The sequence below is a fragment of the Streptomyces sp. NPDC017676 genome, from assembly GCF_044329325.1.
GTDB lineage: Bacteria > Actinomycetota > Actinomycetes > Streptomycetales > Streptomycetaceae > Streptomyces.
On the sequence record NZ_JBIRJA010000007.1, the window covers coordinates 107,889 to 130,150 of the forward strand.

Below are 22,262 nucleotides of genomic sequence, written 5' to 3' on the forward strand. Positions count from 1 at the left end.
CGTGACGGACGCCGTGGAGTGAGGTGCCGTGGCGGGCGAGCCCGTCAGCCGCGTCCGATCGGCGCCAGCACCGCCTCCGTCAGCTTCGCCAGGTCCCCCGGCGCCAGCTCGACCTCCAGGCCCCGGCGGCCCGCCGAGACGCAGATCGTCGCGTGGGACTCCGCCGAGTCGTCGATGACCGTCGGGAGCTTCTTGCGCTGGCCGAGCGGCGAGATGCCGCCGCGGACGTAGCCCGTGGTGCGTTCGGCGAGGGCCGGGTCGGCCATGGTCGCCCGCTTGCCGCCCACCGCCGCCGCCAGGGCCTTCAGATCCAGCGAGCCGGCCACCGGGACCACACCGACCACCAGGGAGCCGTCGACGTCGGCCACCAGGGTCTTGAAGACACGTTCGGGGGAGACGCCCATCGCCTCCGCCGCCTCCTCGCCGTAGGAGGGGTGGGACGGGTCGTGGTCGTAGGCGTGGACCGTGAAGTCCACGCCCGCCGCCGTCAGGGCCACCGTCGCGGGCGTCCCCCCGGACTGCTGCTTCTTCGACTTCTTCGCCATCAGGGTGTCGTGCTTCCCTCAGTTCAGACTCGTCGGCGTCCGCGTCAGCTCGAACGCGGGCAACGACGGCAGACTACGGATGATGGACGTCTCCGCGCGAAGGAGTTTCAGCTCGTCCCGGAGCCGGGAGGCGGTGTCCGGGGCCTGGAGCAGCCGCTGCTTGGTCGGCGTGTCGTGCACCATCGCGGCGGCCACCAGGTACGACACCACGCCCGGGTCGTCGGGCAGGTCGGCACCGGTGGACAGCGAGCGCTCGCGGGCCCCCGCCAGACGCTTCTGGTACTGGCGGAAGGAGCGCAGGACGCCCTCCGCCAGCGCGCCGGCCTCGTCCCCGGGCTCCTCCGGCAGCTCCTCCAGCTCGGCGGTCAGGAACGGCCCGGACGCGTCCACGGACAGCAGGCGGACACGCGTCGTACCGGTCGCCAGGACCTCGAAGGTGCCGTCGGACCGCTCCCGGATGGTCGCCGCGTCTGCCACACAGCCCACCCCGTGGAAGGCCTTGAGCGGGTCGGGGCCGAAGCCGGCGGCCGGGCCCCGGTCCGGCTGGGCCGTGGGGTCCGGCATGCCCGGGGCGCTCGGCGCGACCTCGTGGCCGTCGCGGATGGCGACGACCGCGAAGTGGCGCGGCTCCTCCTCGGGAGTCTTCAACAGCGCGCGCATCATGGCGCGATAGCGCTCCTCGAAGACGTTCAGCGGCAGCACGAGCCCCGGGAACAGCACCGAGTTCAGCGGAAAGAGCGGGAGACGGACGGTGGTCACGGCGCCCCAGCCTAGTGGTCGGCGGCGCGGGCGTGTCCGCCGTGCTCGCGGAGGGGGTCCCGGGACGCCGTCAGCAGCCCGGCCGGGGCGGGCCGCGGGAGCGCCGTCTCCAGGTGTTCGCGCACACGCAGGAAGTGGCCGAGCGGGTCGTCCGAGATCCGGTCCCAGGGGAAGGAGGTGGCGTAGGGGCCGATCAGGCGCAGCTGGGTGCGGGCGTCCTCCCAGCGGTCCAGCCGCAGCAGGACGTACAGCAGTTTGTTGCGGACCTCGGCGGGCCACGGGTCGGCCGCCGGGAAACGCCCGGACAGCTCGATGGCGCGGTCGGCCGCCGCGTCCAGCCGGGCGCGCGGCACCTCGGGGTCGCAGTCGTCGGTCAGACAGCCGAAGGCCGCCCGGGCGGGCAGCGCCTGGACGAGCGAGTCGGCCGGGGCGTCCTGCGCGGCGCGCTCGGCGAAGTCGAAGCACGCCCGGTGCGAGCCATGGGGACTGTGGGGCGTGTCTCCCCACTGGGCGCAGCAGAAGGCGGCCAGGTAGCGCAGGGCGGCCACATGGCAGCCGTAGTGGTGCGGGGCGCGCCGGACGGCCGCCTCCCACAGCTCCTCGAAGTAGCGGTGCCCGGCCCGCGAGCCGCGCGCGTGGTCGAGCGCGATCCGCCAGGGCACCGGGTCACGGTCGTCGGCGCGGGCGGCGGCGGTGATGAGCGGGCTCACCTCGCGCAGCAGCTCGGCCCGGGCGGGCGAGGGCCAGGCGCGGTCCACCGCCAGCTGGGCCCCGAGCAGCAGCACGCCGGGGTCGTCCGGGGCGGCGGTGCGCCACTCCTCGTACCACTCGGGGCGCGAGCGGGCGAAGGCGGTCAGGCGCCGTACGTACCGGTCCCGGTTCTCCCACTCGGTCGCGGTGCGGGTGGCGGCGAGCAGGCCGGCCGCGGCGGCGTACTCGCCCCGGCCGGCCGCTACCAGCGCGGGCGAGAGACGGTCGTCGGGCGCGTCGAGCACGGCCTCGTCCCCGGCCGGCGGTCGGCCGGCCGGGCGCGCGGAGCGTTTGGTCATCCGGGTGGGGCGGATGAACGAGGGCAGCAGAGCCATGGTCCGACCATTGAAAGTCCGCAGGTCGCGGCGGCGCCAGAGGGCCTGGGCAAGTCATGGAAAGTTGTACGTGCGAGAGTCAAGGAGCGGTAAAGGGTGAATGTGCATGTTGTGCGGGGTGTGTGCGTGAAGGGCAGATTCCGTCAGCATTGATGGATGGCGCCTGACGGCTCGCGCCGGCCGCGCGCCGCGTTCCGTCGATGTCGCCGTGTTCCGTCGGTCTGGCAGTGTTCCGTCGGCTCCGCCGTGTTCCGTCAGCTCCGCCGCAGCAGCCGGGTCGCGCCCGCCGCCACCGTCGTCGCCAGGACCCAGCCGATCAGGATCAGCGCCGCCGCCAGCCACTGCCAGCCGCCGCGCAGCTGCCACTGGCCGGCCTGGCCCAGGTCGATCACCGGCAGCAGCAGGTCGAGCGTGAACAGCGCGGGGCTCCACACCGGGTGGCCGCCGGAGCTGACCGGCGGGTGGTCCGCGCGGGCGAAGGCGAGCGTGCCCGCCGCCCACAGCACCGTCATCCACACCGCGGCCCGGCCCGGGCGGTAGCCGTAGGCGACCGTCCAGTCCTGGAGGTAACCCCAGAACTTGCCGGCCAGCGGCAGCGTCTCGCGCCGCCGGCGCTGCTTGGCGAGCAGCACCTCGCGCGCGTCCTCGTCCTCCCCGGCCGCGCGCAGCACCGCCGCCAGCCGCTCGTAGGGCTCCGGGGCGTACTCGGCGGTGGCCGCCGCCACCCACTCCAGGCGCTGGGTCAGCGGGAACGGGCCCTGCGGCACCAGGCTCTCGTAGCTGAACCCGCCCATGTGCAGATTGCCCGCGTCCGGCCAGCTGCTCGCCCGGTCCACCAGGTTCACCACCCGCGCGCCGGACAGCACCACCTTGCCGCGCTCCGGTTTGTCCCCGAGGAAGCGCAGCTCCGGTGTCTGCACCCGGCGCAGCGACAACTCCTGGTCGTCGGTGAAGGCGAACCGGGCCCGCTCCAGGTCGACGGCGTCCCCGAACCGCCCGTCGTCCAGACGCACCCCGCCCCGGGACTCGAAGCGCTGGATGCGCGTCCCGCGCGCGGGTGTCGTGCCGCTGAGCAGCGGGTTGCCCACGCCGGCCGGGGTCAGGTACAGGGTCCGCTCGACCGTCAGCTGGGGGGCGTTCAGGGCGAACCGGGCGTAGGGGTTGGCGAGCCTGGCACCGCGCAGGCTGAGCGAGACGCCGATCTGGGCGCCGCGCAGGCTGAACTCGCCGTGCGACTCCAGCATCTCCGCCTGGAGGTCCTGGCCGACGGTCAGCCCGTCGGCCGCGATCGACCGCCCGCCGCGGTCCCGGTACGCGACCGCCTGGTTGAGCAGCAGATCGGTGCCGATGTGCGCGTCCGTCAGCCGGACCCCGTTCTGGAAGCGGCAGCGCGGCAGATGCAGATCACCCTCCGTGTGCACGCGGGCGGCCTCCAGGCGCGGCACCGCGCAGTCCACCAGGCGCAGGGTCGTGAACCGGGCCTCCGGCAGCCGGATCTCCTCGTCGAAACGGCAGCCGCGCAGCTCCACGTACGGCGTGACCTGGCCGCCCGCCAGGTCCAGCGGGTCGGTGACGCGCACGCCGACGAGCTTGAGCGCGGACACCCGGCCGGCGAGCGCCGGCGGGCCGTCGAGGAGCAGCCAGCAGACGATACGCGCCCGTACGGTCCGTTCCGGACCCCAGGGATGCCCGCCGTGCGGATCGTCCACCGTGAAGTCGCCGCTGCTCAGGTCGTACACGCTGCCGTTGCGGAAGGCCTGCCACATGCCCGCCTCGGTCGCGGTCAGGTCGTCCGGCAGGTCCCCCGTGCGGATGCCGGCTCCCTCGCTCACCGTTCTCCTCTTCTCTCCTCTTCCGGTTCGCTGGTTTTCGTACAGCCGTTCATGCCCTCTGTGACCGCCGGGACACCACCCGTGAAGGTGATCTTCCGGGTTCCGGCCACCCTCTGTACCAGTCATCGGCCCACGTCTGTACCGGCCATTGACCCACGGTCTGTATCAGCCATTGATACGCGCGGACGACTGCCGACGGCGGTCTGAGAGAATTGGGACTGTGATTTCCCGAATCGATCTGCGCGGCGACGCCCTTCCCGAGGGCCCCGCCCTGCGCGACCTGCTGCCCCGAGCCGACTTCGACGTTCAGGCCGCCCTGGAGAAGGTGCGCCCGATCTGCGAGGCCGTGCATCATCGTGGCGACGCGGCGCTGATCGACTTCGCCGAGAAGTTCGACGGAGTACGGCTGGAAACCGTCCGTGTCCCGGCCCAGGCACTCACCGACGCGCTCGCCGGGCTCGACCCGGCCGTGCGCGCCGCCCTGGAGGAGTCCATCCGGCGGGCCCGGCTGGTCCACCGCGAGCAGCGCCGTACGACCCACACCACGCAGGTCGTGCCCGGCGGCTCGGTGACCGAGAAATGGGTTCCGGTCGAGCGCGTAGGGCTGTACGCGCCCGGCGGCCGCTCGGTCTACCCGTCCTCCGTGGTGATGAACGTGGTGCCCGCCCAGGAGGCCGGCGTCGAGTCCATCGCGCTCGCCTCACCGGCCCAGGCCGAGTTCGGCGGGCTGCCGCACCCGACGATCCTCGCCGCCTGCGCCCTGCTCGGCGTGGACGAGGTGTACGCGGCCGGCGGCGCCACCGCCGTCGCGATGTTCGCGTACGGCACGGAGTCCTGCCCGCCCGCCAACATGGTCACCGGACCCGGCAACATCTGGGTCGCCGCCGCCAAGCGCTACTTCACCGGCAAGATCGGCATCGACGCCGAGGCCGGCCCGACCGAGATCGCGATCCTCGCCGACGCCGGAGCCGACCCGGTGCACGTGGCCTCCGACCTGATCAGCCAGGCCGAGCACGACCCGCTGGCGGCGGCCGTCCTGGTCACGGACTCCGTCGAGCTGGCGGACGCGGTCGAGAAGGAACTGGAGCCGCAGGTCGCGGCCACCAAGCACATCGAGGACCGGATCGTGCCCGCGCTGAAGGGCAAGCAGTCCGCCATCGTGCTGGTCGACGGCATCGCCGAGGGCCTGCGGGTCGTCGACGCGTACGGCGCCGAGCACCTGGAGATCCAGACCGCCGACGCGGCGGCGGTCGCCGACCGTGTCCGCAACGCCGGCGCGATCTTCATCGGCCCCTGGGCCCCCGTCTCGCTCGGCGACTACGCCGCCGGGTCCAACCACGTGCTGCCCACCGGCGGCTGCGCCTGCCACTCCTCCGGGCTGTCCGTCCAGTCCTTCCTGCGCGGCATCCACATCGTGGACTACACGAGGGACGCGCTCGCCGAGGTCGCCCACCACGTGGTGACGCTGGCGGAGGCGGAGGACCTGCCGGCGCACGGCGCGGCGGTCAAGGCGAGGTTCGGCTGGAAGGTACCCGAGAGCAAGTGAGCGACGTGCGGATCGACGATCTCCCCGTACGGGACGAGCTGCGTGGCAAGTCCCCCTACGGCGCGCCCCAGCTGGACGTCCCCGTACGGCTGAACACCAACGAGAACCCCTACCCGCTGCCCGAGCCGCTGGTCGAGCGGATCGCGGAGCGGGTGCGGGAGGCCGCCCGCGGCCTGAACCGCTACCCGGACCGGGACGCGGTCCAGCTGCGCACCGAGCTGGCCAAGTACCTGACGAGGACCGGGAAGTACCCGCTCGGCGTCGAGAACGTGTGGGCCGCCAACGGCTCCAACGAGGTCATCCAGCAGCTGTTGCAGACCTTCGGCGGGCCGGGCCGTACGGCGATCGGCTTCGAGCCGTCGTACTCGATGCACGCGCTCATCGCGCGCGGCACCGGCACCGGCTGGATCTCCGGCCCCCGGCGCGAGGACTTCACGATCGACCGGGCCGCCGCCGAGCAGGCGATCGCCGAGCACAAGCCGGACGTCGTCTTCATCACCACCCCCAACAACCCCACCGGCAACGCGGTCCCGCCGGAGACCGTCCTCGCGCTGTACGAGGCGGCCCAGGCGGCCAAGCCGTCCATGGTGGTCGTGGACGAGGCGTACATCGAGTTCAGTCACGGCGACTCGCTGCTGCCGCTGCTCCAGGGCCGCCCGCACCTGGTGATCTCCCGGACGATGTCCAAGGCGTTCGGCGCGGCCGGCCTGCGCCTCGGCTACCTGGCCGCGCACCCGGCGGTCGTGGACGCCGTCCAGCTCGTCCGGCTGCCGTACCACCTGTCGGCGATCACCCAGGCGACCGCCCTGGCCGCGCTGGAGCACACCGACACGCTGCTCGGGTACGTCGAGCAGCTCAAGGCGGAGCGGGACCGGCTGGTCGCCGAGCTGCGCGCGATCGGCTACGAGGTGGTCGAGTCCGACGCGAACTTCGTGCAGTTCGGCCGGTTCGCCAGCGCCCACGAGGCCTGGCGGAAGATCCTCGACCGGGGCGTCCTGGTCCGGGACAACGGGGTACCGGGATGGCTGCGGGTGTCCGCCGGCACGCCGGAGGAGAACGACGCGTTCCTCGACGCGGTCCGTGAGTTGAAGAAGGAGCTGTAACGCATGAGCCGCACAGGACGCGTGGAGCGCACCACCAAGGAGACGTCGGTGCTGGTCGAGATAGACCTCGACGGCACCGGCCGGACCGACATCGCCACCGGCGTCGGCTTCTACGACCACATGCTCGACCAGCTCGGCCGGCACGGTCTGTTCGACCTGACCGTCAAGACCGACGGCGACCTGCACATCGACTCCCACCACACCATCGAGGACACCGCCCTCGCGCTGGGCGCCGCCTTCAAGCAGGCACTCGGCGACAAGGTGGGCATCTACCGCTTCGGCAACTGCACGGTCCCGCTGGACGAGTCCCTCGCCCAGGTCACCGTCGACCTGTCCGGCCGCCCGTACCTCGTGCACACCGAGCCCGAGAACATGGCGCCGATGATCGGCGAGTACGACACGACGATGACCCGGCACATCCTGGAGTCCTTCGTCGCCCAGGCGCAGATCGCGCTGCACGTGCACGTACCGTACGGGCGCAACGCGCACCACATCGTGGAGTGCCAGTTCAAGGCGCTGGCCCGGGCGCTGCGTTACGCCTCCGAGCGCGACCCGCGCGCGGCCGGCATCCTCCCGTCGACGAAGGGCGCGCTGTAACCCATGACCGGTCTGTCGACCCTCCTGATCGTCGTCGGCCTCTTCCTGGTCGGCGGCATCATCTCCTTCGTCAAGCAGAAGATGCCCACCAGCCTGATCGTGCTGCTCTCGATCGGCGCGGGCCTGTGCCTGGTGGCGGGCGTCATGCGGCTGGAGGTGTGGAATTGAGCACCAGGCCCGCGAACAAGAAGGTCGTCGTCTTCGACTACGGCTTCGGCAACGTCCGCTCCGCCGAGCGGGCCCTCGCGCGCGTGGGCGCCGACGTCGAGATCACGCGTGACTTCGACAAGGCGATGAACGCCGACGGCCTGCTCGTGCCGGGCGTCGGCGCCTTCGCCGCCTGCATGCAGGGCCTGCGCGCCGCCCGGGGCGACTGGGTCGTGGACCGCCGGCTGTCCGGCGGGCGCCCGGTCATGGGCATCTGCGTCGGCATGCAGATCCTCTTCGCCCGCGGCATCGAGCACGGCGTGGAGGCCGAGGGCCTGGACGAGTGGCCAGGCACGGTCGCGCCGCTCCAGGCCGACGTCGTGCCCCACATGGGCTGGAACACCGTGGACGCCCCGGCCGACTCACAGCTGTTCGCCGGCCTGGACGCCGACGCGCGGTTCTACTTCGTGCACTCCTACGCCGTCCACGACTGGGCCCTGGAGTCCCACAACCCGGTGATCGAGGCCCCCAAGGTCACCTGGTCGACGCACGGCAAGCCGTTCGTGGCCGCCGTGGAGAACGGCGCCCTGTGGGCCACCCAGTTCCACCCCGAGAAGTCCGGCGACGCCGGCGCCCAGCTCCTCACCAACTGGATCGGAACCCTGTAGACCATGGCCAAGCTCGAACTCCTCCCCGCCGTCGACGTCCGCGACGGCCAGGCCGTCCGCCTCGTGCACGGCGAGTCCGGGACCGAGACCTCCTACGGCTCCCCGCTGGAGGCCGCCCTCGCCTGGCAGCGGTCCGGCGCCGAGTGGCTGCACCTGGTCGACCTGGACGCCGCGTTCGGCACCGGCGACAACCGCGCCCTGATCGCCGAGGTCGCGGGGGCCATGGACATCAAGGTGGAGCTGTCCGGCGGCATCCGCGACGACGACACCCTCGCCGCCGCCCTCGCCACCGGCTGCACCCGGGTGAACCTCGGCACGGCAGCCCTGGAGACCCCCGAGTGGGTCGCCAAGGTCATCGCCGAGCACGGCGACAAGATCGCCGTCGGCCTGGACGTGCGCGGCACCACCCTGCGCGGCCGGGGCTGGACCCGCGACGGCGGCGACCTCTACGAGACGCTGGAGCGCCTGAACAAGGAGGGCTGCGCCCGCTACGTCGTCACCGACATCGCCAAGGACGGCACCCTCCAGGGCCCCAACCTGGAGCTGCTGAGGAACGTGTGCGCCGCCACCGACCGGCCGGTCGTGGCCTCCGGCGGCGTGTCGTCCCTGGACGACCTCCGCGCCATCGCCGAACTGGTACCCCTCGGTGTCGAGGGCGCCATCGTAGGGAAGGCGCTGTACGCGAAGGCGTTCACCCTGGAAGAGGCCTTGGAGGCTGTGTCGTCATGAGCGGAGCCGTGCGGCGCGTGCAGAGCGGAAGTCCCTGGGAAGAGAGTTTCGGGTTCGCACGCGCCGTCGCGGCGGGTGACCGGGTGCTGGTGGGCGGCACGACGTCCTTCAAGGGCACCGTGCTGTACGGGGAGGGCGACCCGTACGAACAGGCCAAGGTGGCCTTCACCAGCGCCCTGGAAGCGATCGGGGAGTTCGGGCTCGGCATCGAGTCCGTGATCCGTACGCGGATGTACCTGACCCATGTGCGGGACGTGGACGCCGTCGGGCGGGCCCACCAGGAGCTGTTCGACGCCGTCCGCCCGACCTCGACCCTGCTGGTCGTGGAGGGCTTCGTCGACCCGCGCATCCTGGTCGAAGTGGAACTAGAAGCATTCAGAGGCTGAAGGCCTTAAGGAGCCGTGGATTCATGACCCTGGCGGTCCGAGTCATCCCCTGCCTGGACGTGGACAACGGCCGGGTCGTCAAGGGCGTCAACTTCCAGAACCTGCGCGACGCCGGCGACCCCGTCGAGATGGCCAAGGTGTACGACGCCGAGGGCGCCGACGAGCTGACCTTCCTGGACATCACCGCGTCCTCCGGCAACCGTGAGACGACGTACGACGTGGTGCGCCGCACCGCCGAGCAGGTGTTCATCCCGCTGACCGTCGGCGGCGGCGTCCGCACGGCGGAGGACGTGGACAAGCTGCTGCGGGCGGGTGCCGACAAGGTGGGCGTCAACACGGCGGCCATCGCGCGCCCCGACCTGATCCGCGAGATCGCCGAGCGGTTCGGCCGGCAGGTGCTGGTCCTCTCGGTGGACGCGCGCCGCACCCCTGGGGGCACCTTCGAGGTCACCACCCACGGCGGCCGGCGCGGCACCGGCATCGACGCGGTGGAGTGGGCGCACCGGGCGGCGGAGCTGGGCGCGGGGGAGATCCTGCTGAACTCCATGGACGCGGACGGCACGAAGGACGGCTACGACCTGGAGATGATCGCGGCGGTGCGCAAGCACGTGACCGTCCCGGTCATCGCCTCCGGCGGCGCCGGCAAGCTGGCCGACTTCCCCCCGGCCATCGACGCGGGCGCGGACGCGGTCCTCGCGGCCTCGGTGTTCCACTTCGGGGACCTGCGGATCGGTCAGGTGAAGGAGACGTTGCGGGGGGCGGGGCACCCGGTGAGGTAGCCACCGCCTCGACAGGCCCGGGCCGGGTGGCCGGGGCCTTTGTGCGGGCCGATACGAAAGGAAAGTTGCGCAAAGAATGTTGCGCAGTTTCCCTTTCGCATCTAGGGTCCGGTGTCATGGCACGCGAGGAGAACCGCCGGATCACGGACATCGGGACGCTCAAGGCGCTCGCCCATCCGCTGCGCATGAAGCTGTACCGCCTGCTGTTCGTCGCGGAGGCCGCCACCGCCTCGCAACTGGCCGAGCAGGTGGACGAGGCCGTCTCCCTCGTCAGCTACCACCTGCGCAAACTGGCCGAGCACGGCCTCGTCGAGGAGGCCGAGCCGCGCAGCGCGGACGCGCGGGAGCGCTGGTGGCAGCCGGCGTCCGACGGCGTCACCATCCGCGACGAGGACTTCCAGGGCGCCCCCGAGAAGGCGGCCGCGCACCTGGCGGCCTCCCGGATGTTCCTGGAGCAGCGTGCCGACCTGTACCGCAGGTACCTCGACGAACGCGCCCACTGGGGGCCCGAGTGGAACACGGCGGCCCACGACTCGGAGTCCCTCCTCCGGCTCACCGCCGGTGAACTCGCCGAGCTGAAGAAGGACCTGATCGACCTGCTCAAGTGGTACGACGAGCGGGGGCGAGCCCGCGAGGCCGCCGGTGACACCGAGGGGCGCGAGCATGTCGCGCTGCACGTGTACGGCTTCCCGTTCCGCGTCTGACGTCTGAGAGGACAGCCCTCCCGTGACCGCCACGCTCATACCGCCGGCCCCCGCGCGGGCCCACCGCGACCCCAATGTGCTGCGCTGGCTCGGGGCCTACACCTCCTCGATGCTCGGCGACAGCGTCTACTACCTCGCCCTGTCCTGGGCCGCCGTCCAGGCCGGGAGCCCCGCGCAGGCCGGGCTGGTGATGTCGGCCGGCGCACTGCCCAGGGCCGTGCTGATGCTCGGCGGGGGAGTGGTCGCCGACCGGTTCAGGTCGCGCCGGGTCGTCATCGGCAGTGACGCCGTACGCTGTGCCGCCGTCCTCGCCGTGGCCGCCCTTCTGTTCCTCACCAGCCCCGGGCTGTGGCCGCTCACCCTGCTGGCGCTGCTCTTCGGCACCGTCGACGCCGTGTTCATGCCCGCCGTGGGCGCGCTGCCGGCCCGGCTCACCGAGAAGGACCAGCTCGCCCGGGTCCAGGGCATGCGCGGCCTCGCCATCCGCTTCGCGAGCGTCGTGGGCGCCCCGCTCGGCGGACTCGCCGTGGCCACCGGCGGAGCCCCGGCCGCGTTCACCGTCGCCGGGCTCCTGATCGCGCTGTCGGTACCGCTCCTGGTGTCGGTGCGGATGCGGGAGCGGCCGGAGGAGAGCACGCCCGGCACGGCGGGAACCGCCTGGAGCGACCTGAAGGCCGGGCTGCGGTACATCCGGCGGCACCGGGTGCTCGCGCCGCTGATGATCGCCATCGCCCTCGGTGACCTCGGCTTCGTCGGGCCGCTGAACGTCGGGCTGACCCTGCTCGCCGACGCCCGGGGCTGGGGTGCCGCGGGCATGGGCTGGGTGCTCGCCGGGTTCGGGGCCGGCGCGGGGGCCGCCTCGCTGCTGCTGACCGTGCGGGGGCGGCTGCCGCGCGCCGGGCTGGTCGCCGGGTACGCCATCATCGCGGGCTGCGTGGCCATCGGCGCCCTCGCCTACGTACCGGGTCTCGTCACCGCCGTCGCCACGGCCGTACTGGTCGGCCTGTTCACCGGGCTCAGCGGCGCGATGTGCGGCGCCCTGCTCCAGACCCAGTCCGACCCCGCCTACCTCGGCCGGGTCACCTCCGTCTCCAGCCTGGTCAGCCTCGGCCTCACCCCGCTGAGCATGCCGTTCGCCGCCGCCGCGATCGGGGCCTGGGGCCTCGGCCCGGTGTTCGTCGCCAGCGCGGTCGTCTGCGGCCTCGGCGGGGCCGTCGCCCTCGCCGTGCCGGCCCTGCGCCGCGCCGAACTCCCGGGCTGACCGCCGTTCACTCCCTGGGCTGAACCAGCTGCACCAGATTGCCCACCGTGTCGTCGAACACCGCCGCGATGACCGGCCCCTGCTCCTGCGGGGGATGCGTGAACCGGACGCCGAGGCCGCGCAGCCGGTCGTACTCCGCGCCCAGATCGTCCACGGAGAAGACGATGCACGGCAGCCCCGCCTCGTACAGCGCCCTGCGGTACGGCTCCGCGATCGGGCCCTGGCCGGGCTCCAGCAGCAGCTGGAGATCCGGCTGGGCCCCCTCCCGCGCCCCGACCGTCACGAAGAGCGTGCCGTCCCCCAGGTCCATGTGCGTGCGGGTCTCGAAGCCGAGGACGCCGGTGTAGAAGGCGTGCGCCGTCGCCACGTCGTCCACGTACACACCGGTCATCGCCACCTTGATCACGGGCCGGCCCTCTCAGATGCCCAGCTGCTTGGTCTGCACCTCGGCGATCGCCTCCGTGTCGCCGTCCAGCTCCACCTTGGCCGCGCGCTGCCGTCCGTACGCGAACATCAGCAGCTCCGACGGCTCACCGGTCACCGTGACCACCGGGGTGCCCCGGTGCGCCACCGCCGTCTGGCCGTTCGGGCGGCGCAGCACCAGACCCGTCGGCGCCTTCCGGCCCATCAGCCGCGCGGCGCGTTCGAGGCGGGACCACAGCGCGTCCTGGAAGACCGGGTCCAGCTCGCGCGGGCTCCAGTCCGGCTGGGCGCGGCGGACGTCCTCCGTGTGGACGTAGAACTCCACGATGTTGGCCGCCTCGTCGACCTGCTTGAGCTGGAAGGGCGAGAAGCGCGGCGGGCCGGTACGGATCAGCTGGATCAGCTCCTCGTACGGTTTCGCGGAGTACTCGGCCATCACCTTCTCCAGACGCGGTGCGAGCTGCTTGATCAGCGTGCCCCCCGCCGCGTCCGGGCGGCGCTCGCGCACGACCAGGTGCGCGGCCAGGTCCCTGGTCCGCCAGCCCTCGCAGAGGGTCTCGGCGTCCGGCCCGACGGTTTCCAAGAGGTCGGCGAGAAGAAGCCGTTCACGCTTGGCGAAGGTCGACATGCTGTCAGCCTACGACCGCGTACCCGGTCCGCCCACCCGTCACCTCCCGGGGAGGCGCCGCGCGCCGCCGTGACCATTCCATGGACGGCCGCGTCCCGCGGTCGGTCCCGCGCGGCACAATGTGACCCATGACCAGTACGACCGGCGCCCCCCGGCCCAGCAGCCTCGACCCGGAGATCGCCGCGCGGCTCAAGCGCAGCGCCGACGGGCTCGTCCCCGCCATCGCCCAGCAGTACGACACCGGAGAGGTGCTCATGCTCGGCTGGATGGACGACGAGGCGCTGCACCGGACCCTGACCACCGGCCGCTGCACCTACTGGTCGCGCAGCCGCCAGGAGTACTGGGTCAAGGGCGACACCTCCGGCCACGTCCAGCGGGTGAAGTCGGTCGCGCTGGACTGCGACGCCGACACCCTGCTGGTCAAGGTCGACCAGACCGGCGCCGCCTGCCACACCGGCGCCCGCACCTGCTTCGACGCGGACGTGCTCCTCAAGGACGCCGATTCGGGCGTACCCGGACCCGGTCAGTAAGGTCAGCGGCCATGGAACTGGAGACCTTCCGCAAGCTGGCCACCGACCGGCGTGTCATCCCGGTCACGCGCAAGCTGCTCGCCGACGGCGACACCCCGGTCGCGCTGTACCGCAAGCTCGCCGCCGAGCGCCCCGGCACCTTCCTGCTGGAGTCCGCGGAGAACGGCCGCTCCTGGTCCCGCTACTCCTTCGTCGGCGTCCGCAGCGCCGCCACGCTCACCGCGCGGGACGGACAGGCCCACTGGCTCGGCACCCCGCCCGTCGGCGTCCCCACCGACGGCGACCCCCTCGCGGCCCTGCGCGCCACCCTCCAGGCCCTGCACACCCCGCACCAGGAGGGCCTGCCGCCCTTCACCGGCGGCATGGTCGGCTACCTGGGCTACGACATCGTCCGCCGCCTGGAGAAGATCGGCCCCGGCGAGCGCGACGACCTGAAGCTGCCCGAGCTGACCATGCTGCTCACCAGCGACCTCGCGGTGATGGACCACTGGGAGGGCTCGGTCCTGCTGATCGCCAACGCGATCAACCACAACGACCTCGACACCGGCGTCGACGAGGCGTACGCGGACGCCGTCGCCCGTCTCGACGCCATGGAGGCCGACCTCTCCCGCCCGGTAGCCCAGCCCCCGGCCCACCTGCCGCCCTCCGAGCTGCCCGAGTACACCGCCCGCTGGGGCGGCCCCGACTTCCAGCGGGCCGTCGAGGACGTCAAGGAGCGCATCCGCGCGGGCGAGGCCTTCCAGGTCGTGCCCTCCCAGCGCTTCGAGACCCCGTGCACGGCGAGCGCCCTGGACGTCTACCGGGTCCTGCGGGCCACGAACCCCTCGCCGTACATGTACCTCTTCCGCTTCGACGGGTTCGACGTCGTCGGCTCCTCCCCCGAAGCGCTGGTGAAGGTCGAGGACGGACGCGCGATGGTCCACCCCATCGCCGGCACCCGGCACCGCGGGGCCACCCCGCAGGAGGACCAGGCCCTCGCCGACGAACTCCTCGCCGACCCCAAGGAACGCGCCGAGCACCTGATGCTGGTCGACCTCGGCCGCAACGACCTCGGCCGGGTCTGCGAGCCCGGCTCGGTCGAGGTGGTCGACTTCATGTCCATCGAGCGCTACTCGCACGTGATGCACATCGTCTCGACCGTCACCGGCAGGGTCGCCCCGGGCCGCACGGCCTTCGACGTGCTCACCGCCTGCTTCCCGGCCGGCACCCTCTCCGGCGCCCCCAAGCCCCGCGCGATGCAGATCATCGACGAACTGGAACCGTCCCGGCGCGGCCTGTACGGCGGCTGCGTCGGCTATCTCGACTTCGCCGGGGACTCCGACACCGCGATCGCCATCCGTACGGCCCTGCTCCGGGGCGGCACGGCCTACGTCCAGGCCGGCGCCGGCATCGTCGCCGACTCCGACCCGGTCGCGGAGGACCAGGAGTGCCGCAACAAGGCGGCGGCGGTGCTGCGGGCGGTGCACACCGCGAACAGGCTGAGCGAATAGGGCACTCTTTCCGCCCATAGGACGCTTGTCATACGAACCCCGGGTGACGCCTCACCCGGGGTTCAGGCGATAGTGGAGTACGTGACTGCCGTACCTGACCCCCGTTCCCAAGCCGCCGCGTCCGCCCGGTCCGGCCGGCGGAGCCTCGCCGTGGCCCTCCTGTGCGGTGCGCTCGGCGCGGCCGTGGCGCTGCTCGCGACCCGGCAGCGCTGGGCGGAGGGCACCGCGACGGTGGCCGGCGGCGCGTTCCCGCTGACCGCCAAGGGCAGCGACGTCACGGGCGTCCCCGCGGCCCTCGCCATAGTGGGCCTCGCCGCGCTCGTCGCCGTCTTCGCCGTCCGCAGGGCCGGCCGGTTCCTCGTCTCCGGGCTGCTCGCCCTGTCCGGCGCAGGGATCGCCGCCGCGGCCCTCGTGTCCGCCTCCGACAGCTCCGCGCTGGACGAGCAGGCGGCCAAGGCGAGCGGCGACACCTCCGCCACGGTCGACGCGCTCACCCACACCGGCTGGCCCTATGTCGCGGCCGCCGGCGGTGTGCTCCTCCTGCTCGCCGGACTGCTCGCCCTGCGCTACGGCCGGCTGTGGCCCGCCATGTCCGGCCGCTACGAGCGCGGCACCGCCCGCCCGCGGCGCACGTCCCGGCCGGTCGACCCGGAGCGGCCCGAGGAGATCTGGAAGGCGCTGGACCGGGGCGAGGACCCGACGGGCGCCTGAATACACGGGGCGTACCCGGAGCCCGGATCCGGAGCGGGGAACCCCGGTGTGGTGAAACAGACGCCACCCCCGCGTCGGGCACACGCACGCGTACGGGACAATGGACGGTGAGCGTCCGGCTCGGACAGTACGACACGTACACAGCAACGAGGAGCAAGTCATGGCGGGCAGCAGCCACGGTCACACCCCGGCCGCCTGGACCGGTGTCATCATCGCCTTCATCGGTTTCTGCGTCGCGGGCGCCTTCATGGTGATGGCCCAGCCCGTCGGCTTCTGGGCCGGCATGGCCCTCACGCTCCTCGGTGGTGTGGTCGGCGGCATCATGCGCGCCATGGGTCTGGGGCAGCCGAAGCAGTCCCGCACGCTGCCGCACACCGCGCCCGCGGCCACGCGGGAGCCGGCCGCGGCCGAGAGCTGAGCCTCAGGGTTTCCGCGAGGGCGGCCGGCACCAGGTGCCGGCCGCCCTCGCGTGTGCCGGAGCGGTGCCGGCGCCGCGGCTGGACGGGGTGCTCGCGGGCGCCGGCAGGGTGCCGCTGACCGCCGCGGCGAGCGGGCACGCCGACGGGCGGCGGGGGAGAATGCCCACCGTGACCGCCCCCGCGAAACCCAGGAACGCCCCCGGCCGCCCGGTGCCTCCGCCCGCCCCCTTCTGGCGGCGGGTCGCAGTCCCCGCGGGGCTGTTCGCGGCCGTCGGCGGAGCCTTCGCCTACGTCGGTGCCGTCGATCCGGGTGAACCCGGGCACTACCCCGTCTGCCCGCTGTACCGGCTCACCGGCCTGTACTGCCCCGGCTGCGGCGGGCTGCGCAGTGCGCATGCCTTCGTGCACGGTGACCTCCTCGCCGCCCTGCGCGACAACGCGCCGGCCGTGGCCGGCTACCTGGGCTTCGCCGTGCTGTGGACCGTCTGGGTGGTCCGCGCGGCACGCGGCAGACCGCTGCGGATCGACCTCGGACCGGCACCGCTGTGGGCGGCCGGCGTCCTGCTGCTGGTGTTCACCGTCGTCCGGAACCTGCCGTTCGGTGGCTGGCTCCACCCTTGATCGAACAGCGAACGTCCAGGTAGTGGGACCGCCCTCCACCGGATGCGAGGCCTCGGCGCTCCTGCGGATACCATCGGTTTGACCACGGGTTTTCAGAACCTGAAGGAACCACCGTCTGGAAGGGGGCCGCTCGCGTGAGTGTGCTCGACGAGATCATCGACGGAGTCCGTGCCGACCTCGCGGAGCGGCAGGCACGCGTCACCCTCGACGAGCTCAAGGAGCGCGCGGCCAAGGCCCACGCCGCCAAGGACGGGGTGGCCGCGCTCAAGGGCGACGGCGTGAAGGTGATCTGCGAGGTGAAGCGCTCCAGCCCCTCCAAGGGCGCGCTGGCCGCGATCGCCGACCCCGCCGGACTCGCCGCGGACTACGAGGCGGGCGGCGCGGCCGTCATCTCCGTCCTCACCGAACAGCGCCGCTTCGGTGGCTCGCTCGCCGACCTGGAGGCGGTGCGCGCACGGGTCGACATCCCCGTCCTGCGCAAGGACTTCATCGTCACGTCGTACCAGCTCTGGGAGGCCCGGGCGTACGGCGCCGACCTCGCGCTGCTGATCGTGGCCGCCCTGGACCAGCCGGCCCTGGAGTCGCTGATCGAGCGGGCGGTGTCCATCGGCCTGACCCCCCTCGTCGAGGTGCACGACGAGGACGAGGTCGAGCGGGCGGTGGACGCGGGCGCCAAGGTCATCGGCGTCAACGCGCGCAACCTGAAGACGCTGGAGGTGGACCGCGGCACGTTCGAGCGGATCGCCCCGGAGATCCCGGACACCGTCGTGAAGGTCGCCGAGTCCGGTGTCCGCGGCCCGCACGACCTGATCGCGTACGCCAACGCCGGCGCCGACGCGGTGCTGGTCGGCGAGTCCCTGGTGACCGGCCGCGACCCCAAGGCGGCGGTGGCCGACCTGGTGGCGGCGGGCGAGCACCCGGCCCTGCGGCACGGGCGCGGCTGATCCCGCTAGGCTTGGCGCCGATGACTCCCACCGTGACGACCGTGGACCGGCACGCGCGCCTGGCGCGCGGCTGCCGTCCGCGCGGCTGCCGCGCCCCCGCGCGCCGCGTCCACGGCCGTCGCGTCCGGTACGTCATCGGCGACGAACCCGGGCAGGTCAACGGACGCCGATGGCAGCGCGCCCCTCAGGGGCGCGGGGAACTGCGCGACCAGCCACAGACGACCTGAGGCCGAGCGACTCGCCCCGCCCCCACGGCGATCAGTGTTCTTTCACCGCACTCACCGTGAGGTATCCGCATGCCCAGCGAGTTCTTCATCCCCGACCCCGCCGGCCAGGTGCCCAGCGCCGAGGGCTACTTCGGCGCGTTCGGCGGCAAGTTCATCCCGGAGGCCCTCGTCGCCGCCGTGGACGAGGTCGCCGTCGAGTACGACAAGGCCAAGCACGACCCCGAGTTCGCCCGTGAGCTCGACGACCTGCTCGTCAACTACACCGGCCGTCCGTCGGCGCTCACCGAGGTGCCCCGTTTCGCCGAACACGCCGGAGGCGCCCGCGTGTTCCTCAAGCGCGAGGACCTCAACCACACCGGCTCCCACAAGATCAACAACGTGCTCGGCCAGGCCCTGCTCACCAAGCGCATGGGCAAGACCCGGGTCATCGCCGAGACCGGTGCCGGCCAGCACGGTGTCGCGACGGCCACCGCCTGCGCGCTGTTCGGCCTCGACTGCACCATCTACATGGGCGAGATCGACACCGAGCGCCAGGCCCTCAACGTGGCCCGCATGCGCATGCTCGGCGCCGAGGTCGTCGCCGTGAAGTCCGGCAGCCGCACCCTCAAGGACGCCATCAACGAGGCGTTCCGGGACTGGGTCGCCAACGTCGACCGCACCCACTACCTCTTCGGCACGGTCGCCGGCCCGCACCCGTTCCCGGCCATGGTCCGCGACTTCCACCGGGTGATCGGCGTCGAGGCACGGCGCCAGCTCCTGGAGCGCGCCGGCCGCCTCCCCGACGCGGCCGTCGCCTGTGTCGGCGGCGGATCCAATGCCATCGGCCTCTTCCACGCCTTCATCCCCGACGAGGGCGTCCGCCTCATCGGCTGCGAGCCCGCCGGCCACGGCATCGAGACCGGCGAGCACGCGGCCACCCTCACCGCCGGCGAGCCCGGCATCCTCCACGGCTCCCGCTCGTACGTCCTCCAGGACGACGAGGGCCAGATCACCGAGCCGTACTCGATCTCCGCCGGACTGGACTACCCGGGCATCGGCCCGGAGCACTCCTACCTGAAGGACTCCGGCCGCGGCGAGTACCGCGCGATCACCGACGACGCCGCCATGCAGGCCCTGCGCCTGCTGTCGCGCACCGAGGGCATCATCCCGGCCATCGAGAGCGCCCACGCGCTGGCCGGCGCCCTGGAGGTCGGCAAGGAGCTGGGCAAGGACGGCCTGATCGTCGTCAACCTGTCCGGCCGCGGCGACAAGGACATGGACACCGCCGCCCGCTACTTCGGCCTCTACGACACCGACGCCGAGGTGGCCGCCGACGAAGCCGACACCGCCGAGATCGAGGGGGACGCCAAGTGAGCGGGGCTGCATTCACGGGTGGCAAGGGCCGGCTGCTGGACGACACCCTCGCCGCCGCCAAGGCGGAGGGCCGCTCCGCGCTCATCGCCTACCTCCCGGCCGGCTTCCCGACCGTGGACGGCGGCATCGAGGCGATCAAGGCCGTCTTCGACGGCGGCGCCGACGTCGTCGAGGTCGGGCTGCCGCACAGCGACCCGGTGCTCGACGGCCCGGTCATCCAGACCGCCGACGACATCGCCCTGCGGGGCGGCGTGCGGATCGCCGACGTCATGCGCACGGTCCGGGAGGCCCACGAGGCCACCGGGAAGCCGGTGCTCGTCATGACGTACTGGAACCCCGTCGACCGCTACGGCGTGGAGCGGTTCACCGCCGAGCTGGCCGAGGCGGGCGGCGCGGGCTGCATCCTGCCCGACCTGCCCGTGCAGGAGTCGGCGCTGTGGCGGGAGCACGCCGAGAAGCACGGCCTCGCGACGGTCTTCGTGGTGGCGCCGAGCAGCAGGGACGAGCGGCTCGCCGAGATCACCGCGGCGGGCAGCGGCTTCGTCTACGCGGCCTCCCTCATGGGCGTCACCGGCACCCGGGAATCCGTCGGTACGCAGGCCCAGGACCTGGTCAGGCGCACCCGCGCCACCGGCACCGGGCTGCCCGTCTGCGTCGGGCTCGGCGTCTCCAACCGGGCCCAGGCCGCCGAGGTCGCCGGCTTCGCCGACGGCGTGATCGTCGGCTCGGCGTTCGTGAAGCGGATGCTGGACGCCCCCGACCACGCCTCCGGCCTCGCGGAGGTCCGCGAGCTGGCCGGTGAGCTGGCGAAAGGCGTGCGCGGACAGGCGTGACGGGCGGGAGTGACCGTAGGCGAATGTCCCGTATCGGATGATTCGGTCACTCGAACGGGTGGACCTCGGGCCGGGGAGGCGCGCTGCGCCTCCCCGGTTCGTTCTGGGGGTGTGAGCGAGAAGAACCGTGACGGAAAGCGCACCGCCCGGGAACGGCTGGCGGTCGAGCGCGAGAAGCAGAAGGCCGCGGAGAAGCGACGGCGCACGCTGATCGTGGGCGCGAGCGTCGTCTGCGTCCTGGGGCTGGCGGCGGTGATCGGCGTGGTCGCCGCGAACGCCGGCAAGCACAAGGGCAGCAGCGCGGGCCCGGCCGTGGCACCGTCGGGGGCGCAGGGCAAGGACGGCCTCGCGATCCCGGTCGGCGAGGACGGCGCCAAGTCGACGCTCACCGTCTGGGAGGACTTCCGCTGCCCGGCCTGCCAGGCCTTCGAGGCGGCGTACCGGCCGACCCTCCACGAACTGACCGACGCCGGCAAGCTCAGAATCGAGTACCACCTCGTCCGGCTGATCGACGGCAACCTCGGCGGCACCGGCTCGCTGCGCGCCGCCAACGCCGCCGCCTGCGCCCAGGACGCCGGGAAGTTCCGCGACTACCACGACGTGCTGTACGCGAACCAGCCGAAGGAGACCGACGACGCCTTCGCGAGCAACGACAAGCTGATCGAGCTGGCCGGCAAGGTGAAGGGCCTGGACACGCCCGCCTTCCGCAAGTGCGTCCAGGACGGCACGCACGACGCCTGGGTCGACAGGTCCAACCAGGCGTTCCGGTCCGGCGGCTTCAGCGGCACGCCCACGGTGCTGCTCGGCGGCAAGAACATCTACCAGGACCGGACGATGACCCCGGCCAAGCTCAAGCAACTCGTGGAGGCCGCCGACCGCGGGTAAGCGTTTCTCACGCCCCCGTTATGGACCCGTAGCCGGGCTGCTTGCCGTCCCCACGGCCCGGCACGGTAGCGTCGGACATGCCATGAACCTTGCCTATATCCCCAGCCCGTCGCACGGGGTGCAGTACCTCGGCCCCATCCCGCTGCGCGCCTACGCCTTCTGCATCATCATCGGCGTCTTCGTTGCCGTCTGGTTCGGCAACAAGCGCTGGATCGCCCGCGGCGGGCAGTCCGGCACGGTCGCCGACATCGCCGTCTGGGCCGTGCCGTTCGGCCTGGTCGGCGGCCGGCTCTACCACGTGATCACGGACTACGAGCTGTACTTCAGCGAGGGCCGTGACTGGGTGGACGCCTTCAAGGTGTGGGAGGGCGGCCTGGGCATCTGGGGCGCCATCGCCCTCGGCGCGCTCGGCGCGTGGATCGGCGCGCGGCGCCGGGGCATCCCGATGCCCGCGTACGCCGACGCCGTCGCGCCCGGCATCGCGTTCGCGCAGGCCATCGGCCGCTGGGGCAACTGGTTCAACCAGGAACTGTACGGCCGTGAGACCCATCTCCCCTGGGCGCTGCACATCACCTCCTCCGAGGGCGGCCGGGTGCCGGGGTACTACCACCCGACCTTCCTCTACGAGTCGCTGTGGTGCGTCGGCGTGGGCCTGCTGGTCATCTGGGCGGACCGCCGCTTCAAGCTGGGGCATGGCCGGGCGTTCGCCCTGTACGTCGCCGCGTACTGCGTGGGCCGGGGCTGGATCGAGTACATGCGGGTCGACGACGCCCACCACATCCTGGGCCTCCGCCTGAACGACTGGACCGCGCTGCTCGTCTTCCTGCTGGCGGTGGCGTACATCGTGGTGTCGTCGAAGAAGCGGCCGGGACGGGAAGCCGTGGTCGAGCCGGGAGTCTCCGACGGTTCGGTCAAGGAAAAGGACACAGAGGCCGACGCCGACGCCGAGACGGGCGCCGACGCCGATGCCGAGGGCGAGGAGAAGGCGGCACCGGCCGAGAAGAGCTGACCGCTTCCCGTACGGCACCGAGGGCGCCCGGAGGTCTTCCGGGCGCCC

At 72.6% G+C, this 22,262-nt stretch carries 27 protein-coding genes; 21 read left to right on the forward strand and 6 right to left on the reverse strand.

Going from position 1 to position 22,262, the window contains the following annotated elements; genetic code table 11:
* Positions 1-44: 44 nt before the first annotated feature.
* From ybaK to ACH4LD_RS16795, 4 genes are all read right to left on the reverse strand, one after another.
* Positions 45-545 (reverse strand): Cys-tRNA(Pro) deacylase, encoded by a 501-nt coding sequence (ybaK, locus tag ACH4LD_RS16780; protein ID WP_398058561.1) that lies wholly within the window; start codon positions 543-545, stop codon positions 45-47.
* 18 nt (positions 546-563) lie between these two features.
* Positions 564-1,304, reverse strand: coding sequence for an LON peptidase substrate-binding domain-containing protein (locus ACH4LD_RS16785; RefSeq protein WP_398058560.1), 741 nt, complete (start codon positions 1,302-1,304; stop codon positions 564-566).
* Positions 1,305-1,315: 11 nt separating this feature from the next.
* Positions 1,316-2,389 carry a hypothetical protein gene (locus ACH4LD_RS16790; RefSeq protein WP_398058559.1) on the reverse strand — a complete coding sequence of 358 codons (1,074 nt, stop codon included), beginning with the start codon at positions 2,387-2,389 and terminating at the stop codon, positions 1,316-1,318.
* Between the two features lie 254 nt (positions 2,390-2,643).
* Positions 2,644-4,221: an oxidoreductase gene (locus ACH4LD_RS16795; protein ID WP_398058558.1), complete on the reverse strand. Its 1,578-nt coding sequence runs from the start codon at positions 4,219-4,221 to the stop codon at positions 2,644-2,646.
* Positions 4,222-4,441: 220 nt separating this feature from the next.
* On the opposite strand from ACH4LD_RS16795, the gene hisD reads away from it, so the two are divergent.
* The 10 genes from hisD (at position 4,442) to ACH4LD_RS16845 (ending at position 12,141) form a co-directional block, all read left to right on the forward strand.
* Entirely contained in the window at positions 4,442-5,767 is a 1,326-nt protein-coding gene (gene hisD / locus ACH4LD_RS16800) for a histidinol dehydrogenase (RefSeq protein WP_398058557.1), read from the forward strand.
* Positions 5,764-6,870, forward strand: coding sequence for a histidinol-phosphate transaminase (locus ACH4LD_RS16805; protein ID WP_398058556.1), 1,107 nt, complete (start codon positions 5,764-5,766; stop codon positions 6,868-6,870). The genes hisD and ACH4LD_RS16805 overlap by 4 nt, the downstream gene beginning before the upstream one ends.
* A gap of 3 nt (positions 6,871-6,873) precedes the next feature.
* Positions 6,874-7,467, forward strand: a complete 594-nt coding sequence (hisB, locus tag ACH4LD_RS16810) for an imidazoleglycerol-phosphate dehydratase HisB (protein WP_030605410.1) — start codon at positions 6,874-6,876, stop codon at positions 7,465-7,467.
* A gap of 3 nt (positions 7,468-7,470) precedes the next feature.
* Positions 7,471-7,635 carry a hypothetical protein gene (locus tag ACH4LD_RS16815; RefSeq protein WP_014672133.1) on the forward strand — a complete coding sequence of 55 codons (165 nt, stop codon included), beginning with the start codon at positions 7,471-7,473 and terminating at the stop codon, positions 7,633-7,635.
* Positions 7,626-8,282 (forward strand): imidazole glycerol phosphate synthase subunit HisH, encoded by a 657-nt coding sequence (hisH, locus tag ACH4LD_RS16820; RefSeq protein WP_132783905.1) that lies wholly within the window; start codon positions 7,626-7,628, stop codon positions 8,280-8,282. The genes ACH4LD_RS16815 and hisH overlap by 10 nt, the downstream gene beginning before the upstream one ends.
* 3 nt (positions 8,283-8,285) lie before the next feature.
* Entirely contained in the window at positions 8,286-9,011 is a 726-nt protein-coding gene (priA, locus tag ACH4LD_RS16825) for a bifunctional 1-(5-phosphoribosyl)-5-((5-phosphoribosylamino)methylideneamino)imidazole-4-carboxamide isomerase/phosphoribosylanthranilate isomerase PriA (protein WP_398058555.1), read from the forward strand.
* The gene (locus tag ACH4LD_RS16830) at positions 9,008-9,397 is read left to right on the forward strand and encodes a RidA family protein (protein WP_132783907.1); all 390 of its coding nucleotides are present in this window, start codon (positions 9,008-9,010) and stop codon (positions 9,395-9,397) included. Before priA ends, ACH4LD_RS16830 begins: the two co-directional genes overlap by 4 nt.
* 23 nt (positions 9,398-9,420) lie before the next feature.
* Entirely contained in the window at positions 9,421-10,176 is a 756-nt protein-coding gene (hisF, locus tag ACH4LD_RS16835) for an imidazole glycerol phosphate synthase subunit HisF (protein ID WP_014672129.1), read from the forward strand.
* A gap of 116 nt (positions 10,177-10,292) precedes the next feature.
* Positions 10,293-10,880, forward strand: coding sequence for an ArsR/SmtB family transcription factor (locus tag ACH4LD_RS16840; RefSeq protein ID WP_398058554.1), 588 nt, complete (start codon positions 10,293-10,295; stop codon positions 10,878-10,880).
* A gap of 22 nt (positions 10,881-10,902) precedes the next feature.
* Positions 10,903-12,141, forward strand: a complete 1,239-nt coding sequence (locus ACH4LD_RS16845; RefSeq protein WP_398058553.1) for an MFS transporter — start codon at positions 10,903-10,905, stop codon at positions 12,139-12,141.
* A 7-nt stretch (positions 12,142-12,148) separates the two neighbouring features.
* Here ACH4LD_RS16845 and ACH4LD_RS16850 read toward each other — a convergent pair whose 3' ends face one another.
* Together ACH4LD_RS16850 and ACH4LD_RS16855 are read right to left on the reverse strand one after the other, a co-directional pair.
* A complete protein-coding gene (locus ACH4LD_RS16850) occupies positions 12,149-12,547 on the reverse strand; it encodes a VOC family protein (protein WP_103815181.1) in 399 nt (132 codons plus the stop codon).
* 12 nt (positions 12,548-12,559) lie between these two features.
* Positions 12,560-13,192, reverse strand: coding sequence for a TIGR03085 family metal-binding protein (locus ACH4LD_RS16855; protein WP_132783911.1), 633 nt, complete (start codon positions 13,190-13,192; stop codon positions 12,560-12,562).
* A gap of 128 nt (positions 13,193-13,320) precedes the next feature.
* Here ACH4LD_RS16855 and hisI point away from each other — a divergent pair, with 128 nt between their 5' ends.
* The 11 genes from hisI to lgt all read left to right on the forward strand — a co-directional run bounded on the left by hisI (position 13,321) and on the right by lgt (position 22,214).
* Positions 13,321-13,722 (forward strand): phosphoribosyl-AMP cyclohydrolase, encoded by a 402-nt coding sequence (gene hisI, locus ACH4LD_RS16860; protein ID WP_398058551.1) that lies wholly within the window; start codon positions 13,321-13,323, stop codon positions 13,720-13,722.
* Between the two features lie 11 nt (positions 13,723-13,733).
* A complete protein-coding gene (locus ACH4LD_RS16865) occupies positions 13,734-15,212 on the forward strand; it encodes an anthranilate synthase component I (protein ID WP_398058550.1) in 1,479 nt (492 codons plus the stop codon).
* A 72-nt stretch (positions 15,213-15,284) separates the two neighbouring features.
* The gene (locus ACH4LD_RS16870; RefSeq protein ID WP_132783914.1) at positions 15,285-15,923 is read left to right on the forward strand and encodes a TIGR02234 family membrane protein; all 639 of its coding nucleotides are present in this window, start codon (positions 15,285-15,287) and stop codon (positions 15,921-15,923) included.
* 160 nt (positions 15,924-16,083) lie between these two features.
* On the forward strand, positions 16,084-16,341 hold the full coding sequence (locus tag ACH4LD_RS16875; protein WP_103815171.1) for an HGxxPAAW family protein: 258 nt from the start codon (positions 16,084-16,086) through the stop codon (positions 16,339-16,341).
* Between the two features lie 160 nt (positions 16,342-16,501).
* Positions 16,502-16,963, forward strand: a complete 462-nt coding sequence (locus ACH4LD_RS16880; protein WP_398058617.1) for a DUF2752 domain-containing protein — start codon at positions 16,502-16,504, stop codon at positions 16,961-16,963.
* Positions 16,964-17,097: 134 nt separating this feature from the next.
* Positions 17,098-17,907 carry an indole-3-glycerol phosphate synthase TrpC gene (gene trpC / locus ACH4LD_RS16885; RefSeq protein WP_398058549.1) on the forward strand — a complete coding sequence of 270 codons (810 nt, stop codon included), beginning with the start codon at positions 17,098-17,100 and terminating at the stop codon, positions 17,905-17,907.
* 20 nt (positions 17,908-17,927) lie between these two features.
* Positions 17,928-18,134 (forward strand): tryptophan biosynthesis modulator TrpM, encoded by a 207-nt coding sequence (gene trpM / locus ACH4LD_RS16890; protein ID WP_103815165.1) that lies wholly within the window; start codon positions 17,928-17,930, stop codon positions 18,132-18,134.
* 69 nt (positions 18,135-18,203) lie between these two features.
* Complete coding sequence (gene trpB, locus ACH4LD_RS16895; protein WP_398058548.1) at positions 18,204-19,487, forward strand: tryptophan synthase subunit beta; 1,284 nt, start codon at positions 18,204-18,206, stop codon at positions 19,485-19,487.
* Entirely contained in the window at positions 19,484-20,320 is an 837-nt protein-coding gene (gene trpA / locus ACH4LD_RS16900; protein WP_398058547.1) for a tryptophan synthase subunit alpha, read from the forward strand. The genes trpB and trpA overlap by 4 nt, the downstream gene beginning before the upstream one ends.
* 111 nt (positions 20,321-20,431) lie before the next feature.
* Positions 20,432-21,205 (forward strand): DsbA family protein, encoded by a 774-nt coding sequence (locus tag ACH4LD_RS16905; protein WP_398058546.1) that lies wholly within the window; start codon positions 20,432-20,434, stop codon positions 21,203-21,205.
* An 82-nt stretch (positions 21,206-21,287) separates the two neighbouring features.
* Positions 21,288-22,214, forward strand: coding sequence for a prolipoprotein diacylglyceryl transferase (lgt, locus tag ACH4LD_RS16910; RefSeq protein WP_398058545.1), 927 nt, complete (start codon positions 21,288-21,290; stop codon positions 22,212-22,214).
* The last annotated feature ends 48 nt before the right edge of the window (positions 22,215-22,262 follow it).

Excerpts from the sequence above, each read along its gene's own strand:
- ACH4LD_RS16865 (WP_398058550.1), top strand. The coding sequence starts at position 13,734 with ATGGAACTGGAGACCTTCCGCAAGCTGGCCACCGACCGGCGTGTCATC.
- lgt (WP_398058545.1), top strand. The coding sequence starts at position 21,288 with ATGAACCTTGCCTATATCCCCAGCCCGTCGCACGGGGTGCAGTACCTC.
- ACH4LD_RS16855 (WP_132783911.1), bottom strand. The coding sequence starts at position 13,192 with ATGTCGACCTTCGCCAAGCGTGAACGGCTTCTTCTCGCCGACCTCTTG.
- priA (WP_398058555.1), top strand. The coding sequence starts at position 8,286 with ATGGCCAAGCTCGAACTCCTCCCCGCCGTCGACGTCCGCGACGGCCAG.
- ACH4LD_RS16815 (WP_014672133.1), top strand. The coding sequence starts at position 7,471 with ATGACCGGTCTGTCGACCCTCCTGATCGTCGTCGGCCTCTTCCTGGTC.
- hisB (WP_030605410.1), top strand. The coding sequence starts at position 6,874 with ATGAGCCGCACAGGACGCGTGGAGCGCACCACCAAGGAGACGTCGGTG.
- hisI (WP_398058551.1), top strand. The coding sequence starts at position 13,321 with ATGACCAGTACGACCGGCGCCCCCCGGCCCAGCAGCCTCGACCCGGAG.
- ybaK (WP_398058561.1), bottom strand. The coding sequence starts at position 545 with ATGGCGAAGAAGTCGAAGAAGCAGCAGTCCGGGGGGACGCCCGCGACG.
- ACH4LD_RS16875 (WP_103815171.1), top strand. The coding sequence starts at position 16,084 with ATGGCGGGCAGCAGCCACGGTCACACCCCGGCCGCCTGGACCGGTGTC.
- ACH4LD_RS16790 (WP_398058559.1), bottom strand. The coding sequence starts at position 2,389 with ATGGCTCTGCTGCCCTCGTTCATCCGCCCCACCCGGATGACCAAACGC.
- trpB (WP_398058548.1), top strand. The coding sequence starts at position 18,204 with ATGCCCAGCGAGTTCTTCATCCCCGACCCCGCCGGCCAGGTGCCCAGC.
- ACH4LD_RS16830 (WP_132783907.1), top strand. The coding sequence starts at position 9,008 with ATGAGCGGAGCCGTGCGGCGCGTGCAGAGCGGAAGTCCCTGGGAAGAG.
- hisF (WP_014672129.1), top strand. The coding sequence starts at position 9,421 with ATGACCCTGGCGGTCCGAGTCATCCCCTGCCTGGACGTGGACAACGGC.
- trpM (WP_103815165.1), top strand. The coding sequence starts at position 17,928 with ATGACTCCCACCGTGACGACCGTGGACCGGCACGCGCGCCTGGCGCGC.
- ACH4LD_RS16880 (WP_398058617.1), top strand. The coding sequence starts at position 16,502 with ATGCCCACCGTGACCGCCCCCGCGAAACCCAGGAACGCCCCCGGCCGC.
- ACH4LD_RS16840 (WP_398058554.1), top strand. The coding sequence starts at position 10,293 with ATGGCACGCGAGGAGAACCGCCGGATCACGGACATCGGGACGCTCAAG.